General features: G+C 65.2%; 13 protein-coding genes and 4 tRNA genes. 11 read left to right on the top strand and 6 right to left on the bottom strand.

What is annotated here, in order from left to right:
* Positions 1-72 precede the first annotated feature (72 nt).
* Complete coding sequence (locus IE100_RS12650) at positions 73-1,290, top strand: MFS transporter (RefSeq protein ID WP_189374691.1); 1,218 nt, start codon at positions 73-75, stop codon at positions 1,288-1,290.
* A gap of 74 nt (positions 1,291-1,364) precedes the next feature.
* On the opposite strand, the gene IE100_RS12645 is transcribed toward IE100_RS12650, so the two are convergent.
* Positions 1,365-1,979 carry a peroxiredoxin gene (locus tag IE100_RS12645; RefSeq protein WP_189374689.1) on the bottom strand — a complete coding sequence of 205 codons (615 nt, stop codon included), beginning with the start codon at positions 1,977-1,979 and terminating at the stop codon, positions 1,365-1,367.
* Positions 1,980-2,247: 268 nt separating this feature from the next.
* Between IE100_RS12645 and IE100_RS12640 the strand changes: the two genes are divergently transcribed.
* Positions 2,248-3,453, top strand: coding sequence for a fused response regulator/phosphatase (locus IE100_RS12640; protein ID WP_189374687.1), 1,206 nt, complete (start codon positions 2,248-2,250; stop codon positions 3,451-3,453).
* Between the two features lie 69 nt (positions 3,454-3,522).
* Here the strand turns inward: IE100_RS12640 and aspS are convergent, their stop codons facing one another.
* The 3 genes from aspS to IE100_RS12625 form a co-directional block, all read right to left on the bottom strand.
* Complete coding sequence (gene aspS / locus IE100_RS12635; RefSeq protein WP_189374685.1) at positions 3,523-5,325, bottom strand: aspartate--tRNA ligase; 1,803 nt, start codon at positions 5,323-5,325, stop codon at positions 3,523-3,525.
* Between the two features lie 99 nt (positions 5,326-5,424).
* A complete protein-coding gene (locus IE100_RS12630; RefSeq protein WP_189374684.1) occupies positions 5,425-6,060 on the bottom strand; it encodes a DUF502 domain-containing protein in 636 nt (211 codons plus the stop codon).
* Positions 6,061-6,067: 7 nt separating this feature from the next.
* On the bottom strand, positions 6,068-6,304 hold the full coding sequence (locus IE100_RS12625) for an FmdB family zinc ribbon protein (RefSeq protein ID WP_189374682.1): 237 nt from the start codon (positions 6,302-6,304) through the stop codon (positions 6,068-6,070).
* 254 nt (positions 6,305-6,558) lie between these two features.
* On the opposite strand from IE100_RS12625, the gene fabI reads away from it, so the two are divergent.
* The 3 genes from fabI to IE100_RS12610 are packed head-to-tail and all read left to right on the top strand — an operon-like array spanning position 6,559 to position 9,434.
* Complete coding sequence (fabI, locus tag IE100_RS12620) at positions 6,559-7,335, top strand: enoyl-ACP reductase FabI (RefSeq protein WP_189374680.1); 777 nt, start codon at positions 6,559-6,561, stop codon at positions 7,333-7,335.
* 11 nt (positions 7,336-7,346) lie between these two features.
* Complete coding sequence (locus IE100_RS12615) at positions 7,347-8,267, top strand: bifunctional enoyl-CoA hydratase/phosphate acetyltransferase (protein ID WP_189374678.1); 921 nt, start codon at positions 7,347-7,349, stop codon at positions 8,265-8,267.
* Positions 8,268-8,270: 3 nt separating this feature from the next.
* On the top strand, positions 8,271-9,434 hold the full coding sequence (locus IE100_RS12610; protein ID WP_189374676.1) for an acetate/propionate family kinase: 1,164 nt from the start codon (positions 8,271-8,273) through the stop codon (positions 9,432-9,434).
* A 72-nt stretch (positions 9,435-9,506) separates the two neighbouring features.
* Here the strand turns inward: IE100_RS12610 and IE100_RS12605 are convergent, their stop codons facing one another.
* Both IE100_RS12605 and rpsT read right to left on the bottom strand, forming a co-directional pair.
* Entirely contained in the window at positions 9,507-10,589 is a 1,083-nt protein-coding gene (locus IE100_RS12605) for a phospholipase A (RefSeq protein WP_229800372.1), read from the bottom strand.
* Positions 10,590-10,708: 119 nt separating this feature from the next.
* Positions 10,709-10,975: a 30S ribosomal protein S20 gene (rpsT, locus tag IE100_RS12600; protein WP_189374673.1), complete on the bottom strand. Its 267-nt coding sequence runs from the start codon at positions 10,973-10,975 to the stop codon at positions 10,709-10,711.
* A gap of 128 nt (positions 10,976-11,103) precedes the next feature.
* On the opposite strand from rpsT, the gene murJ reads away from it, so the two are divergent.
* The 6 genes from murJ (at position 11,104) to IE100_RS12570 (ending at position 14,011) form a co-directional block, all read left to right on the top strand.
* Positions 11,104-12,645 carry a murein biosynthesis integral membrane protein MurJ gene (gene murJ / locus IE100_RS12595; RefSeq protein ID WP_189374671.1) on the top strand — a complete coding sequence of 514 codons (1,542 nt, stop codon included), beginning with the start codon at positions 11,104-11,106 and terminating at the stop codon, positions 12,643-12,645.
* Positions 12,646-12,730: 85 nt separating this feature from the next.
* Entirely contained in the window at positions 12,731-13,570 is an 840-nt protein-coding gene (gene queF, locus IE100_RS12590; RefSeq protein WP_268245230.1) for an NADPH-dependent 7-cyano-7-deazaguanine reductase QueF, read from the top strand.
* A gap of 117 nt (positions 13,571-13,687) precedes the next feature.
* Positions 13,688-13,764: transfer RNA gene (locus tag IE100_RS12585), tRNA-Arg, on the top strand.
* A gap of 7 nt (positions 13,765-13,771) precedes the next feature.
* Positions 13,772-13,846, top strand: a tRNA-Glu gene (locus IE100_RS12580).
* A 4-nt stretch (positions 13,847-13,850) separates the two neighbouring features.
* Positions 13,851-13,927 (top strand) — tRNA-Arg (locus IE100_RS12575).
* Positions 13,928-13,936: 9 nt separating this feature from the next.
* Positions 13,937-14,011 (top strand) — tRNA-Glu (locus IE100_RS12570).
* Positions 14,012-14,211 lie beyond the last annotated feature (200 nt).

The following is a 14,211-nucleotide window of genomic DNA, read 5'->3' as shown; positions in this document are numbered from 1 at the left end:
AAAGGTTAACCTTGTGACGGCGGCGGCCCATCCGGCTGTCCGCCCGCTGCCGCCCTGCCACAAGGATTTCCCATGCCCGCCGTTGCCGCCGCGCTCGCCCAGCGCCTGCTCTCCCCGTTCCGCGGCCTGCCCGCCGGCGTCTACCTCCAGATCGTCGCCACCCTGATCAACACCATGGGCGGCATCGCCAAGCTGTTCCTGCCGCTCTATTTTCTGGAGCACTACCGCCTGCCCTACGGCCAGATCGGCCTGCTGATGGGCTGCTACGGCCTGGGCTGCTTTGTCGGTGCCTATGCCGGCGGCGCGCTGTCCGACCGGCAGGATACGCGCCGGCTGTGCCGCGGCCTGCTGCTGGCCAGCGGGCTGCTGACCATGTCGCTGGCGCTGCCGCTGCCGGTGTGGGGTTTCGTGCCGCTGTTGCTGCTGACCGGGCTGGCCGACGGCGGCTTCCGCCCCGGCAATATGCGGTTGGTGCTGGAGCCGTGCGCGCCGGCCCAGCGGGCCACCGCGCAAGGCTTGTACCGGGTGGCGTTCAATCTCGGCGTCTCGCTGGCCGGCATCAGCGGCGGTCTGCTGGCGGTGTACGGTTACCAGTGGGTGTTTATCGCCCAGGGCGTCAGCAGCCTGTGCGCCTGCGCCTGGATGGGGTGGGCCTACCGCCATTACCGCGTTCCGGCGCCGCCGCCCGCCGCCGCGGCCCACCTTGCCCGGCAGGGGCTGTCTCCCTGGCAGGATGCCGCCTTTCTGCGCTTCATCGCCGGGCAGCTGCTGATCATGGCGGTATTCGACCAGATGTACGGCACGCTGGGCATGTTCCTGCGCGAGCACTACCGGCTGGGACCGCAGTGGATCGGCTACCTGTTCACCCTCAACGGCGTGCTGGTGGTGCTGCTGCAGGTGCCGATCGCGCAGCACATCCAGCGCTGGGGCCTGGCGCGCTGTTCGCACCTCGGGGTACTCGGCATCGGCCTGAGTTTCTGCCTGCTGAATGCCGGTTCCGGTGCACCGTGGGCACTGCTGGCGATGCTGGTGCTGACCGTCGGCGAGCTGCTGCTGTCGCCGACCTGGTCGGTGATCGTGATGCAGTGCTCGGAAGGCCGGCAACGCGGCCGCTACCTCGGCGTCTACTCCGCCGCGTGGAGTGGCCGCACGCTGTATGCGCCGGCGCTCGGCACCTGGATCTACGGCACGCTGGGTGGTGCCACGCTGTGGTGGCTGTGCGGCGGGGCAGCGCTGCTGACGGTGGCCCTGCAGGCCGGCGCGCTGCGCCACATGCTGGCACGCCACTGAATGCAAAAAGCCCTGCACGCGGTGCAGGGCTTGATGATTGCGGCCAACCTTGGGCTGGCGCGGGCTGGCTGTGATTACAGCGCGGCGGCGTTTTCGGCCAGGTAGGAAGCCACGCCTTCGGCGGACGGCTTCATGCCTTTCTTGCCCTTGTTCCAGCCGGCCGGGCACACTTCACCATGCTCTTCGGTGAACTGCAGCGCGTCGACCATGCGCAGCATCTCGTCCACGTTGCGGCCCAGCGGCAGGTTGTTGACCACCTGGTGCTGTACCACGCCGGACTTGTCGATCAGGAAGGAGCCACGGAAGGCCACGCCGCCGTCGGCTTCCACGTCGAAGGCCTGGCACAGCTCGTGCTGGATGTCGGCCACCAGGGTGTAGCCCACCTGGCCGATGCCGCCCTTTTCCACCGGGGTGTTGCGCCATGCGGCGTGCGAAAACTGGCTGTCGATGGACACGCCGATCACTTCCACGTTGCGGGCCTTGAACTCGGCCAGGCGGTGATCGAAGGCGATCAGCTCGGACGGGCACACGAAGGTGAAGTCCAGCGGGTAGAAGAACACCACGGCGTATTTGCCTTCAGTCGCCTGGCGGAAGGAATAGTTGTCAACAATCTGACCATCGCCCAGTACGGCGGAGAAGGTTTTTTCGCCTGCAAAGAACGGTGCCTGTTTGCCTACAAGTACGGCCATGTGATTCTCCTTGGAGTTCGGTTAGGTGTCATCCTGCGGACGGTGGTCCGCAAACTGGCACGTTTATAAATCAGCGGCGGCGCCAGCTGCCAATTGAATATCCAAATTGCCGCCATTAAGGCGGGCAATCACCACGCTGCCCGTGCACGCCGGCCTGCGCGGCAAGCCGCCATGCAAAGCAGATAACGTTGGCCGCAATCTGGATTAAAATACGGCAGGGACGAGCACCGCCGCCCCGCCCCTTTCAACCACCCGCCGCGAAACGACCATGAGCAAACAGCTGACCATACTGGTGGTAGACGATGTCAGCCTGCACCGCACCACGCTGGCCCGCTTCATCCGCGAGCTGGGCCACCTGCCGGTCACCGCCAGCAATGGCCAGGAAGCGGTGGACTACTGCCGCGCCAGCATGCCGGACATGATCCTGATGGACATTCTGATGCCGGTGATGGACGGCTTCAGCGCCACCCGCCACATCCGGGCGCAACTGGCCGGGCAGTGGATTCCCATCGTGTTCCTGTCGGCGCTGAACGAGGACGCCGACTACCTGCACGGGCTGGAGGCCGGCGGCGACGACTACCTGGTCAAGCCGGTCAAGCTGCCGCTGCTGTCGGCCAAGATCGGCAGCCTGCAGCGCGTGATCGACATGCAGGCGCGCCTCGCCGACAGCAAGCGCCAGCTGGAACAGTACTACGCCACCACCCAGCAGGAGCACAGCCTGGCGCAGCATGTGCTGGAAAGCTTCAACACCGCCGCCAATGCGCAGCAGCACAATATCCACAGCTGGCTGAAGTCGGCGGTGCACCTCAGCGGCGACGTGATCTGCATCGCGCGTTCGCCGTCCGGCGCCGACCACGTGATGCTGGCCGACAGCACCGGCCACGGGCTGGTGGCGGCCATCTGCTGCCTGCCGGCGATCGACACCTTCCACACCATGACCCAACGCGGCGCCGGCATCGGCGACATCGCCGGGGCGATCAACCGCAAGCTGCACCAGACCCTGCCCACCGGCCACTTCGTCGCCGCCGCGCTGCTCGCCGTCGACTACCGCAGCCGGCGCATCACGGTGTGGAACGGCGGCATTCCCTGCTGCAGCTTCCTCAACCGGCACGGCGAACTGGAGAAGGTCTTCCGCTCCACCCACCCGCCGCTGGGCACGCTGCCGCCTGAGGCGTTCGAACCACAGCAGGAGCAGTACCAGTGGCAACACGACGGCGAGATCATCGTCTGCTCCGACGGCGTCACCGAGGCGCGCAACGCGGCGCAGCAGCAGTTCGGCGAGGACGGCGTGCTGCAGGCAGCCCGCGCGGCACGCGGGCACGACACCGCGGCGCGGATCGCCGCCGCGTTGCAGCAGCACCTGCAGCAGCAGCCGCACCTGGACGACGCCTCGCTGGTGGTGATCGGCTGCCGGCAGCAACCGGCGCTGCCGTCCGACACGGACACCCCCGCGGACGAGCCGGCGCAGGCGTAAGCCGCCGCGCGGCGCATGAAAAAACGGGAGCCGCGGCTCCCGTTTGCTGTTGTTGCCTTGCGGCCAACCTTAGGCGGCCGGCTCGGCCTTCTGGCGCATGCGCAGGTTCAGTTCCTTCAGCTGCTTCTCGTCCACCGCGTTCGGTGCATTGGTCAGCAGGCACTGAGCACGCTGGGTTTTCGGGAACGCGATCACGTCGCGGATCGACTCGGCGCCGCACATCAGCGTCACCAGACGGTCCAGACCGAAGGCCAGGCCGCCGTGTGGCGGCGCGCCGAACTTCAGGTTGTCCAGCAGGAAGCCGAACTTGTTCTGCTGTTCTTCCGGGCTGATCTTCAGCGCGGCGAACACCTTTTCCTGGATGTCGGCGCGGTGGATACGTACCGAACCGCCGCCGATTTCCCAGCCGTTCAGCACCATGTCGTAGGCGCGCGCGATGCAGGCACCCGGATCGGTGTCCATCAGGTCCTCGTGGCCCGGTTTCGGGCTGGTGAACGGATGGTGGCAGGCGGTCCAGCGGTCGGCGTCTTCGTCGTGCTCGAACATCGGGAAGTCCACCACCCACAGCGGGCGCCACTCCTTGACGAAGTAGCCGCCGGCTTCGCCGCGCTCGTGGCCGATCTTGATGCGCAGCGCGCCGATGGCCTCGTTCACCACCTTGGCCTTGTCGGCGCCGAAGAAGATGATGTCGCCGTTGTCGGCACCGGTACGCGCCATGATTTCGTTCAGCGCGTCAACCGACAGGAACTTGACGATAGGCGACTGCAGGCCGCTGTTTTCGTCGTTGGTGATCTTGCTCTTGTCGTTGACCTTGATGTAGGCCAGGCCCTTGGCGCCGTAGATGCCGACGAACTGGGTGTAGTCGTCGATGTCCTTGCGCGACAGCGCGGCACCACCCGGTACGCGCAGCGCGACCACGCGGCCGTTCGCCATGTCGGCTGCGCCACGGAACACCTTGAACTCCTCGGTCTTCATCAGATCGGTCAGTTCGGTGAATTTCAGGCTCACGCGCATGTCCGGCTTGTCGGAGCCGTAGTAGAACATCGCGTCGTTGTAGGCCATGCGCGGGAACTTGCCCAGCTCCACGCCCATCACGTCGCGGAAGATCTCCTGCGTCATGTTCTCGGTGATGTCCATGATCTCGTCCTCGTTCAGGAACGAGGTCTCGATATCGATCTGGGTGAATTCCGGCTGGCGGTCGGCACGCAGGTCTTCGTCACGGAAGCACTTGGTGATCTGGTAGTAGCGGTCGAAACCGGCCACCATCAGCAGCTGCTTGAACAGCTGCGGCGATTGCGGCAGCGCGAAGAATTCACCCGGATGCACGCGGGACGGCACCAGGTAGTCGCGGGCGCCTTCCGGGGTGGAGCGGGTCAGCATCGGGGTTTCGATGTCGATGAAGCCCTGCTTGTCCAGGTGGTTGCGCACGCCCATCGCCACGCGGTAGCGCAGGCGCAGGTTCTTCTGCATCGCCGGGCGGCGCAGGTCGATCACGCGGTTGGTCAGGCGCACGTTCTCGGACAGGTTCTCGTCGTCGATCTGGAACGGCGGCGTGGCCGCGCTGTTCAGGATCTCGATGTTTTTAGCCAGGATCTCGATCTCGCCGGAGATCATCTTGCTGTTGGCGGTGCCGGCCGGGCGCTCGCGCACGATGCCGGTGATGGCCAGCACGAATTCGTTACGGGTGCTGTCGGCGGTCTGGAACGCGTCCGGGGTGTCCGGATCGATCACCACCTGCACCAGGCCTTCACGGTCGCGCAGGTCGATGAAGATCACGCCGCCGTGGTCACGACGACGATGGGCCCAGCCCTTGACCGTAACGGTCTGGCCGAGGAATTTTTTATCAATCAAGCCGCAGTAGTCGGTTCTCATGCAGAAGCCTTTTAGCCTTAAATTTCGAAGATTCTTTTAATAAAAACAAAGGCAGAGGCGGGACGACCGGCCTCTGCTGAGTGCATTCAATAACGCATTTTACTTGCGTTTTTCACTATCGGGGGCACCGGGCGCAACAACGCCCATGGAAATGACGTATTTCAGCGCCGCGTCCACCGACATGTCCAGCTCGCGCGTGTCCTGCTTCGGCACGATGATGAAGTAGCCGGAGGTCGGGTTCGGCGTGGTCGGCACGTAGACGCTGACGAACTCGCCCTCGCCCAGCTGCTGCTTCACCTCGCCGGACGGCGCGCCGGTCTGGAAGGCGATGGTCCACGCGTTCTGGTGCGGGAAGCGCACCAGTAGCGCCTTGCGGAAGGCCTGGCCGGAGTCGGACAGCAGGGTGTCGCTGACCTGCTTCACGCTGTTGTAGATGGTTTTCACCACCGGCGTGCGCGTCAGCACCAGCTCCCACAGGTCGAGCAGGCGCTGGCCGAGCACGTTGGCCGCCATGAAGCCGGTGCCCAGCAGCACCGCGAACGCCAGCACCACGCCTAGGCCCGGGATGTCGAAGCCGAACAGGCTTTCCGGACGCCAGCCTTGCGGCAGCACGTTCACGGTCTGGTCCAGGGTGCCGATGATCAGGTTCAGCACCCACAGCGTGATGGCAATCGGCAGCCAGATCAGCAAACCGGCGATCAGGTAGCCGCGCAAGGTCATTTTGATATGTTTCATCGGTATCTCAGGCACATCCGCCACTTCCGCAACCGCCGCTACCGCAAGCCGGACCGCTGCCACTGTTCTTGAAATCGGTAACGTACCAGCCGCTGCCCTTGAGCTGGAAGCCGGCCGCAGTCAGTACCTTGTTGTAGCGCTGGCTGCCGCAGGACGGGCAATCGGTCAGCGCCGCATCGCTCATCTTCTGCAGATGTTCGTTCTGCACGCCACAGGCATCACAGCGGTATTCGTAAATCGGCATGTTTTAGCACTCCACAAACAAAGACGATGACATAATGCGATTGAATATTGCAGTGCATCAAAACTTGCTGCAATAAAACGCTGCATGATAATGGGGTCACAAGCGTTGGCGATCAAGTAGCTCGCCAAGTAAACGGATGATTATATCCGACTGATAGAACAATAGAAAACGCTCGCTTCACTGCATTGCAACACGCCTGCGCGATGCTTTGCCGCCAGCGTCATCCTTACCCTAGCCAACAGGAGTTGATCAGCATGAGCCCATCCCACCTGCCCCTCGCCGGCAAACGCGGCCTGATAGTCGGTATCGCCAACGAGCACAGCATCGCCTACGGCTGCGCCAAGATCATGCGGGAACAGGGCGCCGAAGTCGCCATCACCTACCTCAACGAGAAGGCGGAAAAATTCGTGCGCCCGCTGGCCGAAGGCTTGGCCGCACCGCTGATCCTGCCGCTGGACGTGCAGGCTGACGGCCAGCTGGAGCAGGTGTTCGCCGCGATCGGCGAAACCTGGGGCCAGCTCGACTTCGTGGTGCACTCCATCGCCTTCTGCCCGATGGACGACCTGCACGGCCGCGTCACCGACTGCTCTCGCGACGGCTTCCTGCAGGCGATGCGCGTGTCCTGCTACTCCTTCATCGAGATGGCGCGCCTGGCCGAGCCGCTGATGAAGAACGGCGGCGCGCTGATCACCATGAGCTATCACGGCGCCGACAAGGTGGTCGAGAACTACAACATCATGGGGCCGGTGAAGGCGGCGCTGGAAAGCACCACCCGCTACATGGCACACGAGCTGGGCCCGAAAGGCATCCGCGTGCACACCATCTCGCCAGGTCCGCTGAAGACCCGTGCCGCCAGCGGCATCGCCCACTTCGACCAGCTGATCGACGACGCCATCGCCCGCGCGCCGCAAAACCGGCTGGTGGACATCGAGGACGTCGGCAACACCTGCGCCTTCCTCGCCTCCGACGCCGCCCGCGCGCTGACCGGCGAGGTCACCTACGTCGATGGCGGCTTCAACATCATGGCCTGAGGACCGACATCATGATCCGCGACGCACACGCATTCAGCGACATCATCAGCCAGGCCACCGCCAACGGCCCGCAGCCGATGGCGGTGGCCCACCCCTGCAGCCCGGAAGCGCTGCTGGGCGCGGTCGAGGCCGCCGAGCACGGCATCGCCACCCCCATCCTGATCGCGCCGCGCGCCAAGCTGCTCAAGCTGGCCGCCGGCATGGACATCGACCTCGGCCGCTTCGAGGTGATCGACGCCGAGCACAGCCACGCCGCCGCCGAGCGCGCGGTGGCGCTGGTGCGTGACGGCCGTGCCGACAGCCTGATGAAGGGCAGCCTGCACACCGACGAGTTCATGAGCGCGGTGCTGGACCGCAACAAGGGCATCCGTACCGACCGCCGCATCAGCCACGTGTTCGTGATGAAGGTGGAAAGCTACCCGCGCTACCTGTTCATCACCGATGCCGCCATCAACATCGAGCCGGACCTGATGACCAAGCGCGACATCTGCCAGAACGCCATCGACCTGACCCACGCCCTCGGCGTGGCGCAGCCGAAAGTGGCGATCCTTGCGGCGGTGGAAACCATCAACCCGGCGATGCGCGCCACGCTGGACGCGGCGGCGCTGTGCAAGATGGCCGACCGCGGCCAGATCCGCGGCGCGCTGCTCGACGGTCCGCTGGCCTTCGACAACGCCATCTCGCACGCGGCGGCCGACACCAAGGGCATCGACTCGGCGGTGGCCGGCGAGCCGGACATCCTGTTGGTGCCGGACCTAGAATCGGGCAATATGCTGGCCAAGCAGCTGACCTATCTGGCAGCCGCCGCCAGTGCCGGCATCGTGATGGGCGCCCGGGTGCCCATCGTGCTGACCAGCCGTGCCGACGATGCGGCCGGACGGCTGGCCTCGGCGGCGGTGGCCAACGTTTTTGCCGCCTACAAAAAAGGATAAGCAATGGGCAAGGCTCTCATCGCCATCAATGCCGGCTCCGCCACGCTGAAATTCCGCGCCTACCAGCCGGACGGCGTGCAGCTGCTGGCACGCGGCCTCGTCGACCGTTTCGGTGCCGCCGGCGCCAGCCTGGAGCTGGACTACGGCGGCCGCCAGACGCGGGTGACGCTGGCCGGCAGCGGCCGCGACGAGGCGGTGGCGGCGGTGCTCAACATCCTCGCCGACAAGGGACTGGAAGCGGTGGCGGTGGCGCACCGCGTGGTGCACGGCGGCGACCGCTACACCAGCCCGGTGGTGCTGACCCCGGAAGTGGTCGACCACCTGGCGGAGCTGATCCCGCTGGCACCGCTGCACCAGCCGGCCAGCCTGGCCGTGATGAGCGCCTTCGCGCGGCTGGACAGCCGGCTGACCCAGATCGCCTGCTTCGACACCGCCTTCCATTGCGGCCAACCCGAGGTCGCCACCCGCTTCGGCATCGCCCGCCACTGGCACGAGCAGGGCATCCGCCGCTACGGTTTCCACGGCCTGTCCTACGCGTCCATCGCGCGGCGGCTGGGCGACATGGCGCTGGCCAGCCAGCGCGTGGTGGTCTGCCATCTGGGCAGCGGCGCCAGTGCCTGCGCCATCCACGACGGCCGCAGCATCGCTTCCAGCATGGGCTTTTCCGCGGTCGACGGCCTGATGATGGGCAGCCGTCCCGGCAACCTGGATCCGGAAGTGGTGCTGTACTGGCTGGAACACGAGGGCATGGACATCGCGCAGGTACGGCAGGAGCTGTACAAGCACAGCGGCCTGCTCGGCGTGTCCGGCCTGTCTGCCGACATGCGCGAGCTGCTGGCCAGCAAGGAGCCGGCTGCGAAGGAGGCCATCGAGCTGTTCTGCTACCGCGCCGCGCGCGAAGTGGCGTCGCTGGCCACCGCGATGAAGGGACTGGACGCGGTGGTGTTCACCGCCGGCATCGGCGAGCGCTCGCCGGAGATCCGCGCCCGCATCCTGAAGCAGCTGTCCTGGCTAGGCTTCGAGGTCGACCTTGCGGCCAACCTTGCCCGCTCGCAGCGCATCACCACGCCGCATAGCACCCGCCACGCCTATGTCATCGCCACCGATGAGGAAGGTGAAATGGCGCGCGAGGCCGCCGCGCTGCTCAGCGGCGACGTGCAGCTGTAATCCCACACCAAGACGAAGCGGCGGGCGACGGATCACTTCCGCCGCCCGCCGCTTGCGTTCTGCCATCGCGCCTCAGTTGGCCAGCCAGTCGGTCAGCATCAGGCCGATACCGAGCCCGCGCGAATGGTGGTTGTAGTCGAGCAGGCTTTCGCCGTAGCCGGAAAACCCCTGCACGTAGCCGCGCAGCCGCCCGGCCACCGGGAAGGTCCAGTCCAGCTGCAGCGCGCCCTTGCCGTGCAGCGGGTTGTAGCGCACGCGGCCGCCGAGGGTGTGGTCGTTCCAGCGGTACACCGCCTGCACGTCGCCGCGGCCCATGTATTTGGTAATGTCGGGATTGTCGTCATCGGCGCGGGATTCCGGCAGCCGGTACCACCAGCGTCCGGTCAGGCTGAGGTTGCCTTTCTCCGCGCCGGCCATCACGTAGACCCGGTTCCAGCTGCGCGACAGCGGATCGGTCTGCCCGTTGGACTGGTGCACCACGCCGACCCCGGCCATGCGCAGGCGCCAGCCCTGCCACGTCCAGTGCGCCGGCAGCGGCGCGGTCAGCATCACCTCCGGCTCGTAGTCGGTCTCGCGGAACGGGGACGACTGCCCCTTGTTGTACATCTGCCAGTGCGACTGCTGGGTGTAGCCGAACCACAGGTCGGCCGGCGTGCCGAGCACGTTCTGCCACAGCTTGCTCTTGAACGAGAGCTGGTACTTGGTTTCGACGTTGCTGAGCTTGGTGCCGAACAGGCGCACCGGCTCCTGCGTCGGCGACGACGGCTGCGAATTGGGCGAGAACAGCTGCCACAGCGGCAGGATGTAGGTCGGCTGGTGCGCGCGCAGCACGAAGGTGCCCAGCTTGTTGTCCTCGTCCAGATCCCACTGCCGGGCGAGACCCGAGGCGGAGAAGCGCGGCGCGGGCGGCGGCGTGTCGGCATCGGCCGCCACCGGTGCCGCCTCCAGCTGCGGCAGCTCGTTTGCGGCCAACGTTGTCGCCGCCGGCGGGCTGGCCGGCGCGGCCGACAGCTCCGACGGCAGCAGCAAGGGCGCCGGCGGCAGCAGCGCGTCGAAACAGGCTAGGCGCTCGGCGTCCGCCAGGATGGCACGGCAGTGCCGGAACGGTGACAGCGCCTCATCGGCATGGACTTGACTGGCTAACAGCAACAACACTGGCGGCAACAACTTCATCGACTCACCCGCAATTCTGGAACAAAGCACGGTAGACCACGCAGAAACGCAAAAGGCTCCGCGTTTGCGGAGCCTTTGCGTATTCTTGCGTCAAACCCGGATCAGGCAGCCATGGCCTTGATGTGGGCAGACAGGCGGCTCTTGTGGCGAGCTGCCTTGTTCTTGTGGTACACGCCTTTGTCAGCCAGACGATCAATCACTTTAACGGACGCGAGGAACACAGTGTTTGCTGCAGCCTTGTCGCCGGCTTCGATTGCTTTGATCACTTTCTTAACGGCGGTACGGAAGGCCGTACGCAGGCTTGCGTTGTGCGCGCGCTGCTTAAGGGCCTGGCGTGCACGCTTGCGAGCTTGTGCGCTATTAGCCATGGAATTCTCCTGATGAGCTGAATCTGAAACGGCAGATTTTAAGGCCTAAGATCACGTTTTGCAACAACAATACCTCCCGCGTAAACTACGCCCCTCGATAAAAGCGTCATCAACCCGTTCGGTAAAGCATGAATTTACTCAAAGCACTGGCAAAAGTCAGCAGCATGACCCTGGTTTCGCGCGTGCTCGGCTTCGTGCGCGACGCCATCATCGCGCGTGTTTTCGGCGCCGGCATGGCCACCGACGCCTTCTTTGTCGCCTTCAAGCTGCCCAATCTGCTGCGTCGCATTTTTGCCGAAGGCGCGTTCTCGCAGGCCTTCGTGCCGGTGCTGGCGGAATACAAGGAGCAGCGTGGCGAAGCCGCCACCCGGCTGTTCCTGTCTCACGTCACCGGCACGCTGACCATCGTGCTGACGGTGGTGACCGCGCTGGGCATGTTGGCCGCACCGTGGATCATCTGGATCTCCGCCCCCGGTTTTGCCGACGATGCCGGCAAGATGGCGCTGACCAGCGACCTGCTGCGCATCACCTTTCCTTATATCCTGTTCATTTCGCTGTCGTCGCTGGCCAGCAGCGTGCTCAACACCTGGAACCGCTTCTCGGTGCCGGCGTTCACGCCGACGCTGCTGAACGTATCCTTCATCCTGTGCGCGCTGCTGCTGACACCCTACTTCGACCCGCCGGTGCTGGTGCTGGGCTGGGCGGTGTTCATCGGCGGCATCGCGCAACTGCTCTACCAGCTGCCGCACCTGAAGAAGCTGGACATGCTGCCGCTGCCGCGGCTGGCGCTGCGCGATGCGGCGGTGTGGCGCGTGGTGCGCCAGATGGGCCCGGCGATCCTGGGGGTGTCCATCGCCCAGGTGTCGCTGGTGATCAATACCATCTTCGCCTCCTTCCTCGCCTCCGGCAGCGTTTCGTGGATGTACTACGCCGACCGGCTGATGGAATTCCCCACCGGCGTGCTGGGCGTGGCGCTGGGCACCATCCTGCTGCCGTCGCTGTCCAAGTACGCTGCCCGCGGCGACGAGGCGCGCGAGGAGTTCAGCCACCTGCTGGACTGGGGCATCCGCCTGTCGCTGCTGCTGGCGGTGCCGTCGGCGGTGGGGCTGGCGGTGCTGTCCAAGCCGCTGATCGCCACGCTGTTCATGTACGGCAAGTTCAATGCCCACGACGCGCTGATGACGCAGCAGGCGCTGATCGCCTACGCGGTCGGCCTCACCGGCCTGATCGTGGTAAAGGTGCTGGCGCCCGGCTTCTACGCGCGGCAGAACATCAAGACCCCGGTGAAGATCGGCATCACCACGCTGATCGCTACCCAGTTGATGAACCTGGTGTTCATCGGCCCGCTGGCGCACGCCGGCCTGGCGCTGTCCATCGGCCTCGCCTCCTGCCTGAACGCCGGCCTGCTCTACTACCAGCTGAAGAAACACGGCATCTATAAGCCGGACGCCGGCTGGGGCGGCTTCATCGCCAGGCTGCTGCTGGCCTGCGCGGTGATGGCCGGCGCGCTACTGGCCATCCAGTACGGTTTCAGCATCGACTGGCACGGCCACAGCTGGCAGCGCGCGCTGTGGCTGACGCTGCTGGTGCTGACCGGCGCCGGCGCCTACTTCGGCAGCCTGTTCGCCATGGGCATGCGTCCGCGCCAGTTCATGCGCCGCGCACTATAACGATAACGCCACCCCGTCGCTACGCGGGGCGGCAGCCAGTCTTGCGGCCAACCTTGCCGGTTCGGCCGCAGCATGAGGAATGACCATGAACCCGACTTACACCCCGGAATTCTCGCCCTTGGGCAAGAAGGTGGACTACCAGGACCAGTACGACGCCAGCCTGCTGTTCCCGATCGCGCGCCAGCAAAAGCGCGACGAGATCGGCGTCGCCGAGGGCGCGCTGCCGTTTGCCGGCGTCGACCTGTGGACCGGCTACGAAGTGTCGTGGCTGAACGGCAAGGGCAAGCCGCAGGTCGCCATCGCCACCTTCCGCATCCCGGGCGACAGCCCGCGACTGATCGAATCCAAGTCGTTCAAGCTATACCTGAACAGCTACAACCAGACCCGCATCGCCAGCTGGCAGCAGGTAGCCGCGCAGCTGGAACTGGACCTGTCCAACGCCGCCGGCGGCAAGGTGACCGTCAGCCTGCTCTCCCCCGCCGAGTTCGGCCGCGAGCGGATCGTGGAACTGGCCGGCGAGAGCATCGACGAGCTGGACATCGAGGTGGACAACTACGCCCCCTGCCCTGACGCGCTCAAGGCCGATGCGGCCAACGTGGTCAGCGAGGTGCTCACCTCGCAGCTGCTGAAATCCAACTGCCTGGTCACCGGCCAGCCGGACTGGGGCAGCGTGCAGATCAGCTACACCGGCCCGCAGATCGACCGCGAGACGCTGCTGCGCTACCTGATCGGCTTCCGCCAGCACAACGAATTCCACGAGCAGTGCGTGGAGCGCATCTTCGTCGACGTGCTGCGCGCCTGCGCGCCGAGCAGGCTGACCGTGTACGCGCGCTATACCCGCCGCGGCGGGCTGGACATCAACCCGTGGCGCAGCAACGACCCGGCCGCCACGGCGCCGGACAACACCCGTACCGCACGGCAATGACACATTGCCGCCGCACAAGGCACGGCCGGCAAAAGAAAATGCCGCCACAGGCTTGACAGGCGGCGGCGTCATCCGTATAGTTCGCGTCTCTCGCAAGCAACAGCAAACGAGAACAGTGCACCCGTAGCTCAGTTGGATAGAGTATTTGGCTACGAACCAAAGGGTCGGGCGTTCGAATCGCTCCGGGTGCACCACCACAGCGTCCCTATAGTTTAGCGGTTAGAACACTGCCCTTTCACGGCGGCGGCCGGGGTTCGATTCCCCGTGGGGACGCCAAGTTGCACCCGTAGCTCAGTTGGATAGAGTATTTGGCTACGAACCAAAGGGTCGGGCGTTCGAATCGCTCCGGGTGCACCACACAATTCAGTCCCTATAGTTTAGCGGTTAGAACACTGCCCTTTCACGGCGGCGGCCGGGGTTCGATTCCCCGTGGGGACGCCAGATTCAGCAAAAACACCACCTTCGGGTGGTGTTTTTGTTTCCGCCTCGATATTCCCACCTTGCCATTCTTTTTGCTCTCGATATCGCATATTGATATATAAAATCAGTCTTTCTGGCTGCGTCCGCGCTCCGGTACAGTTCAACTGTCGGAATCCCCGGCACGGCAGGGACGCTGCCGACGATGCCAACAGCCAGAGAAT

Origin of the sequence: Vogesella alkaliphila, from assembly GCF_014652475.1 — a bacterium.
Lineage (GTDB): Bacteria > Pseudomonadota > Gammaproteobacteria > Burkholderiales > Chromobacteriaceae > Vogesella > Vogesella alkaliphila.
This window is presented reverse-complemented; position numbering and strand designations above follow the sequence as displayed.

What these genes read in the sequence shown, in the direction of transcription:
- IE100_RS12645 (WP_189374689.1), bottom strand. Translation starts at nt 1,979, where the DNA reads ATGGCCGTACTTGTAGGCAAACAGGCACCGTTCTTTGCAGGCGAAAAA.
- rpsT (WP_189374673.1), bottom strand. Translation starts at nt 10,975, where the DNA reads ATGGCTAATAGCGCACAAGCTCGCAAGCGTGCACGCCAGGCCCTTAAG.
- murJ (WP_189374671.1), top strand. Translation starts at nt 11,104, where the DNA reads ATGAATTTACTCAAAGCACTGGCAAAAGTCAGCAGCATGACCCTGGTT.
- IE100_RS12650 (WP_189374691.1), top strand. Translation starts at nt 73, where the DNA reads ATGCCCGCCGTTGCCGCCGCGCTCGCCCAGCGCCTGCTCTCCCCGTTC.
- IE100_RS12625 (WP_189374682.1), bottom strand. Translation starts at nt 6,304, where the DNA reads ATGCCGATTTACGAATACCGCTGTGATGCCTGTGGCGTGCAGAACGAA.
- IE100_RS12610 (WP_189374676.1), top strand. Translation starts at nt 8,271, where the DNA reads ATGGGCAAGGCTCTCATCGCCATCAATGCCGGCTCCGCCACGCTGAAA.
- fabI (WP_189374680.1), top strand. Translation starts at nt 6,559, where the DNA reads ATGAGCCCATCCCACCTGCCCCTCGCCGGCAAACGCGGCCTGATAGTC.
- IE100_RS12615 (WP_189374678.1), top strand. Translation starts at nt 7,347, where the DNA reads ATGATCCGCGACGCACACGCATTCAGCGACATCATCAGCCAGGCCACC.
- queF (WP_268245230.1), top strand. Translation starts at nt 12,731, where the DNA reads ATGAACCCGACTTACACCCCGGAATTCTCGCCCTTGGGCAAGAAGGTG.
- IE100_RS12630 (WP_189374684.1), bottom strand. Translation starts at nt 6,060, where the DNA reads ATGAAACATATCAAAATGACCTTGCGCGGCTACCTGATCGCCGGTTTG.
- aspS (WP_189374685.1), bottom strand. Translation starts at nt 5,325, where the DNA reads ATGAGAACCGACTACTGCGGCTTGATTGATAAAAAATTCCTCGGCCAG.
- IE100_RS12640 (WP_189374687.1), top strand. Translation starts at nt 2,248, where the DNA reads ATGAGCAAACAGCTGACCATACTGGTGGTAGACGATGTCAGCCTGCAC.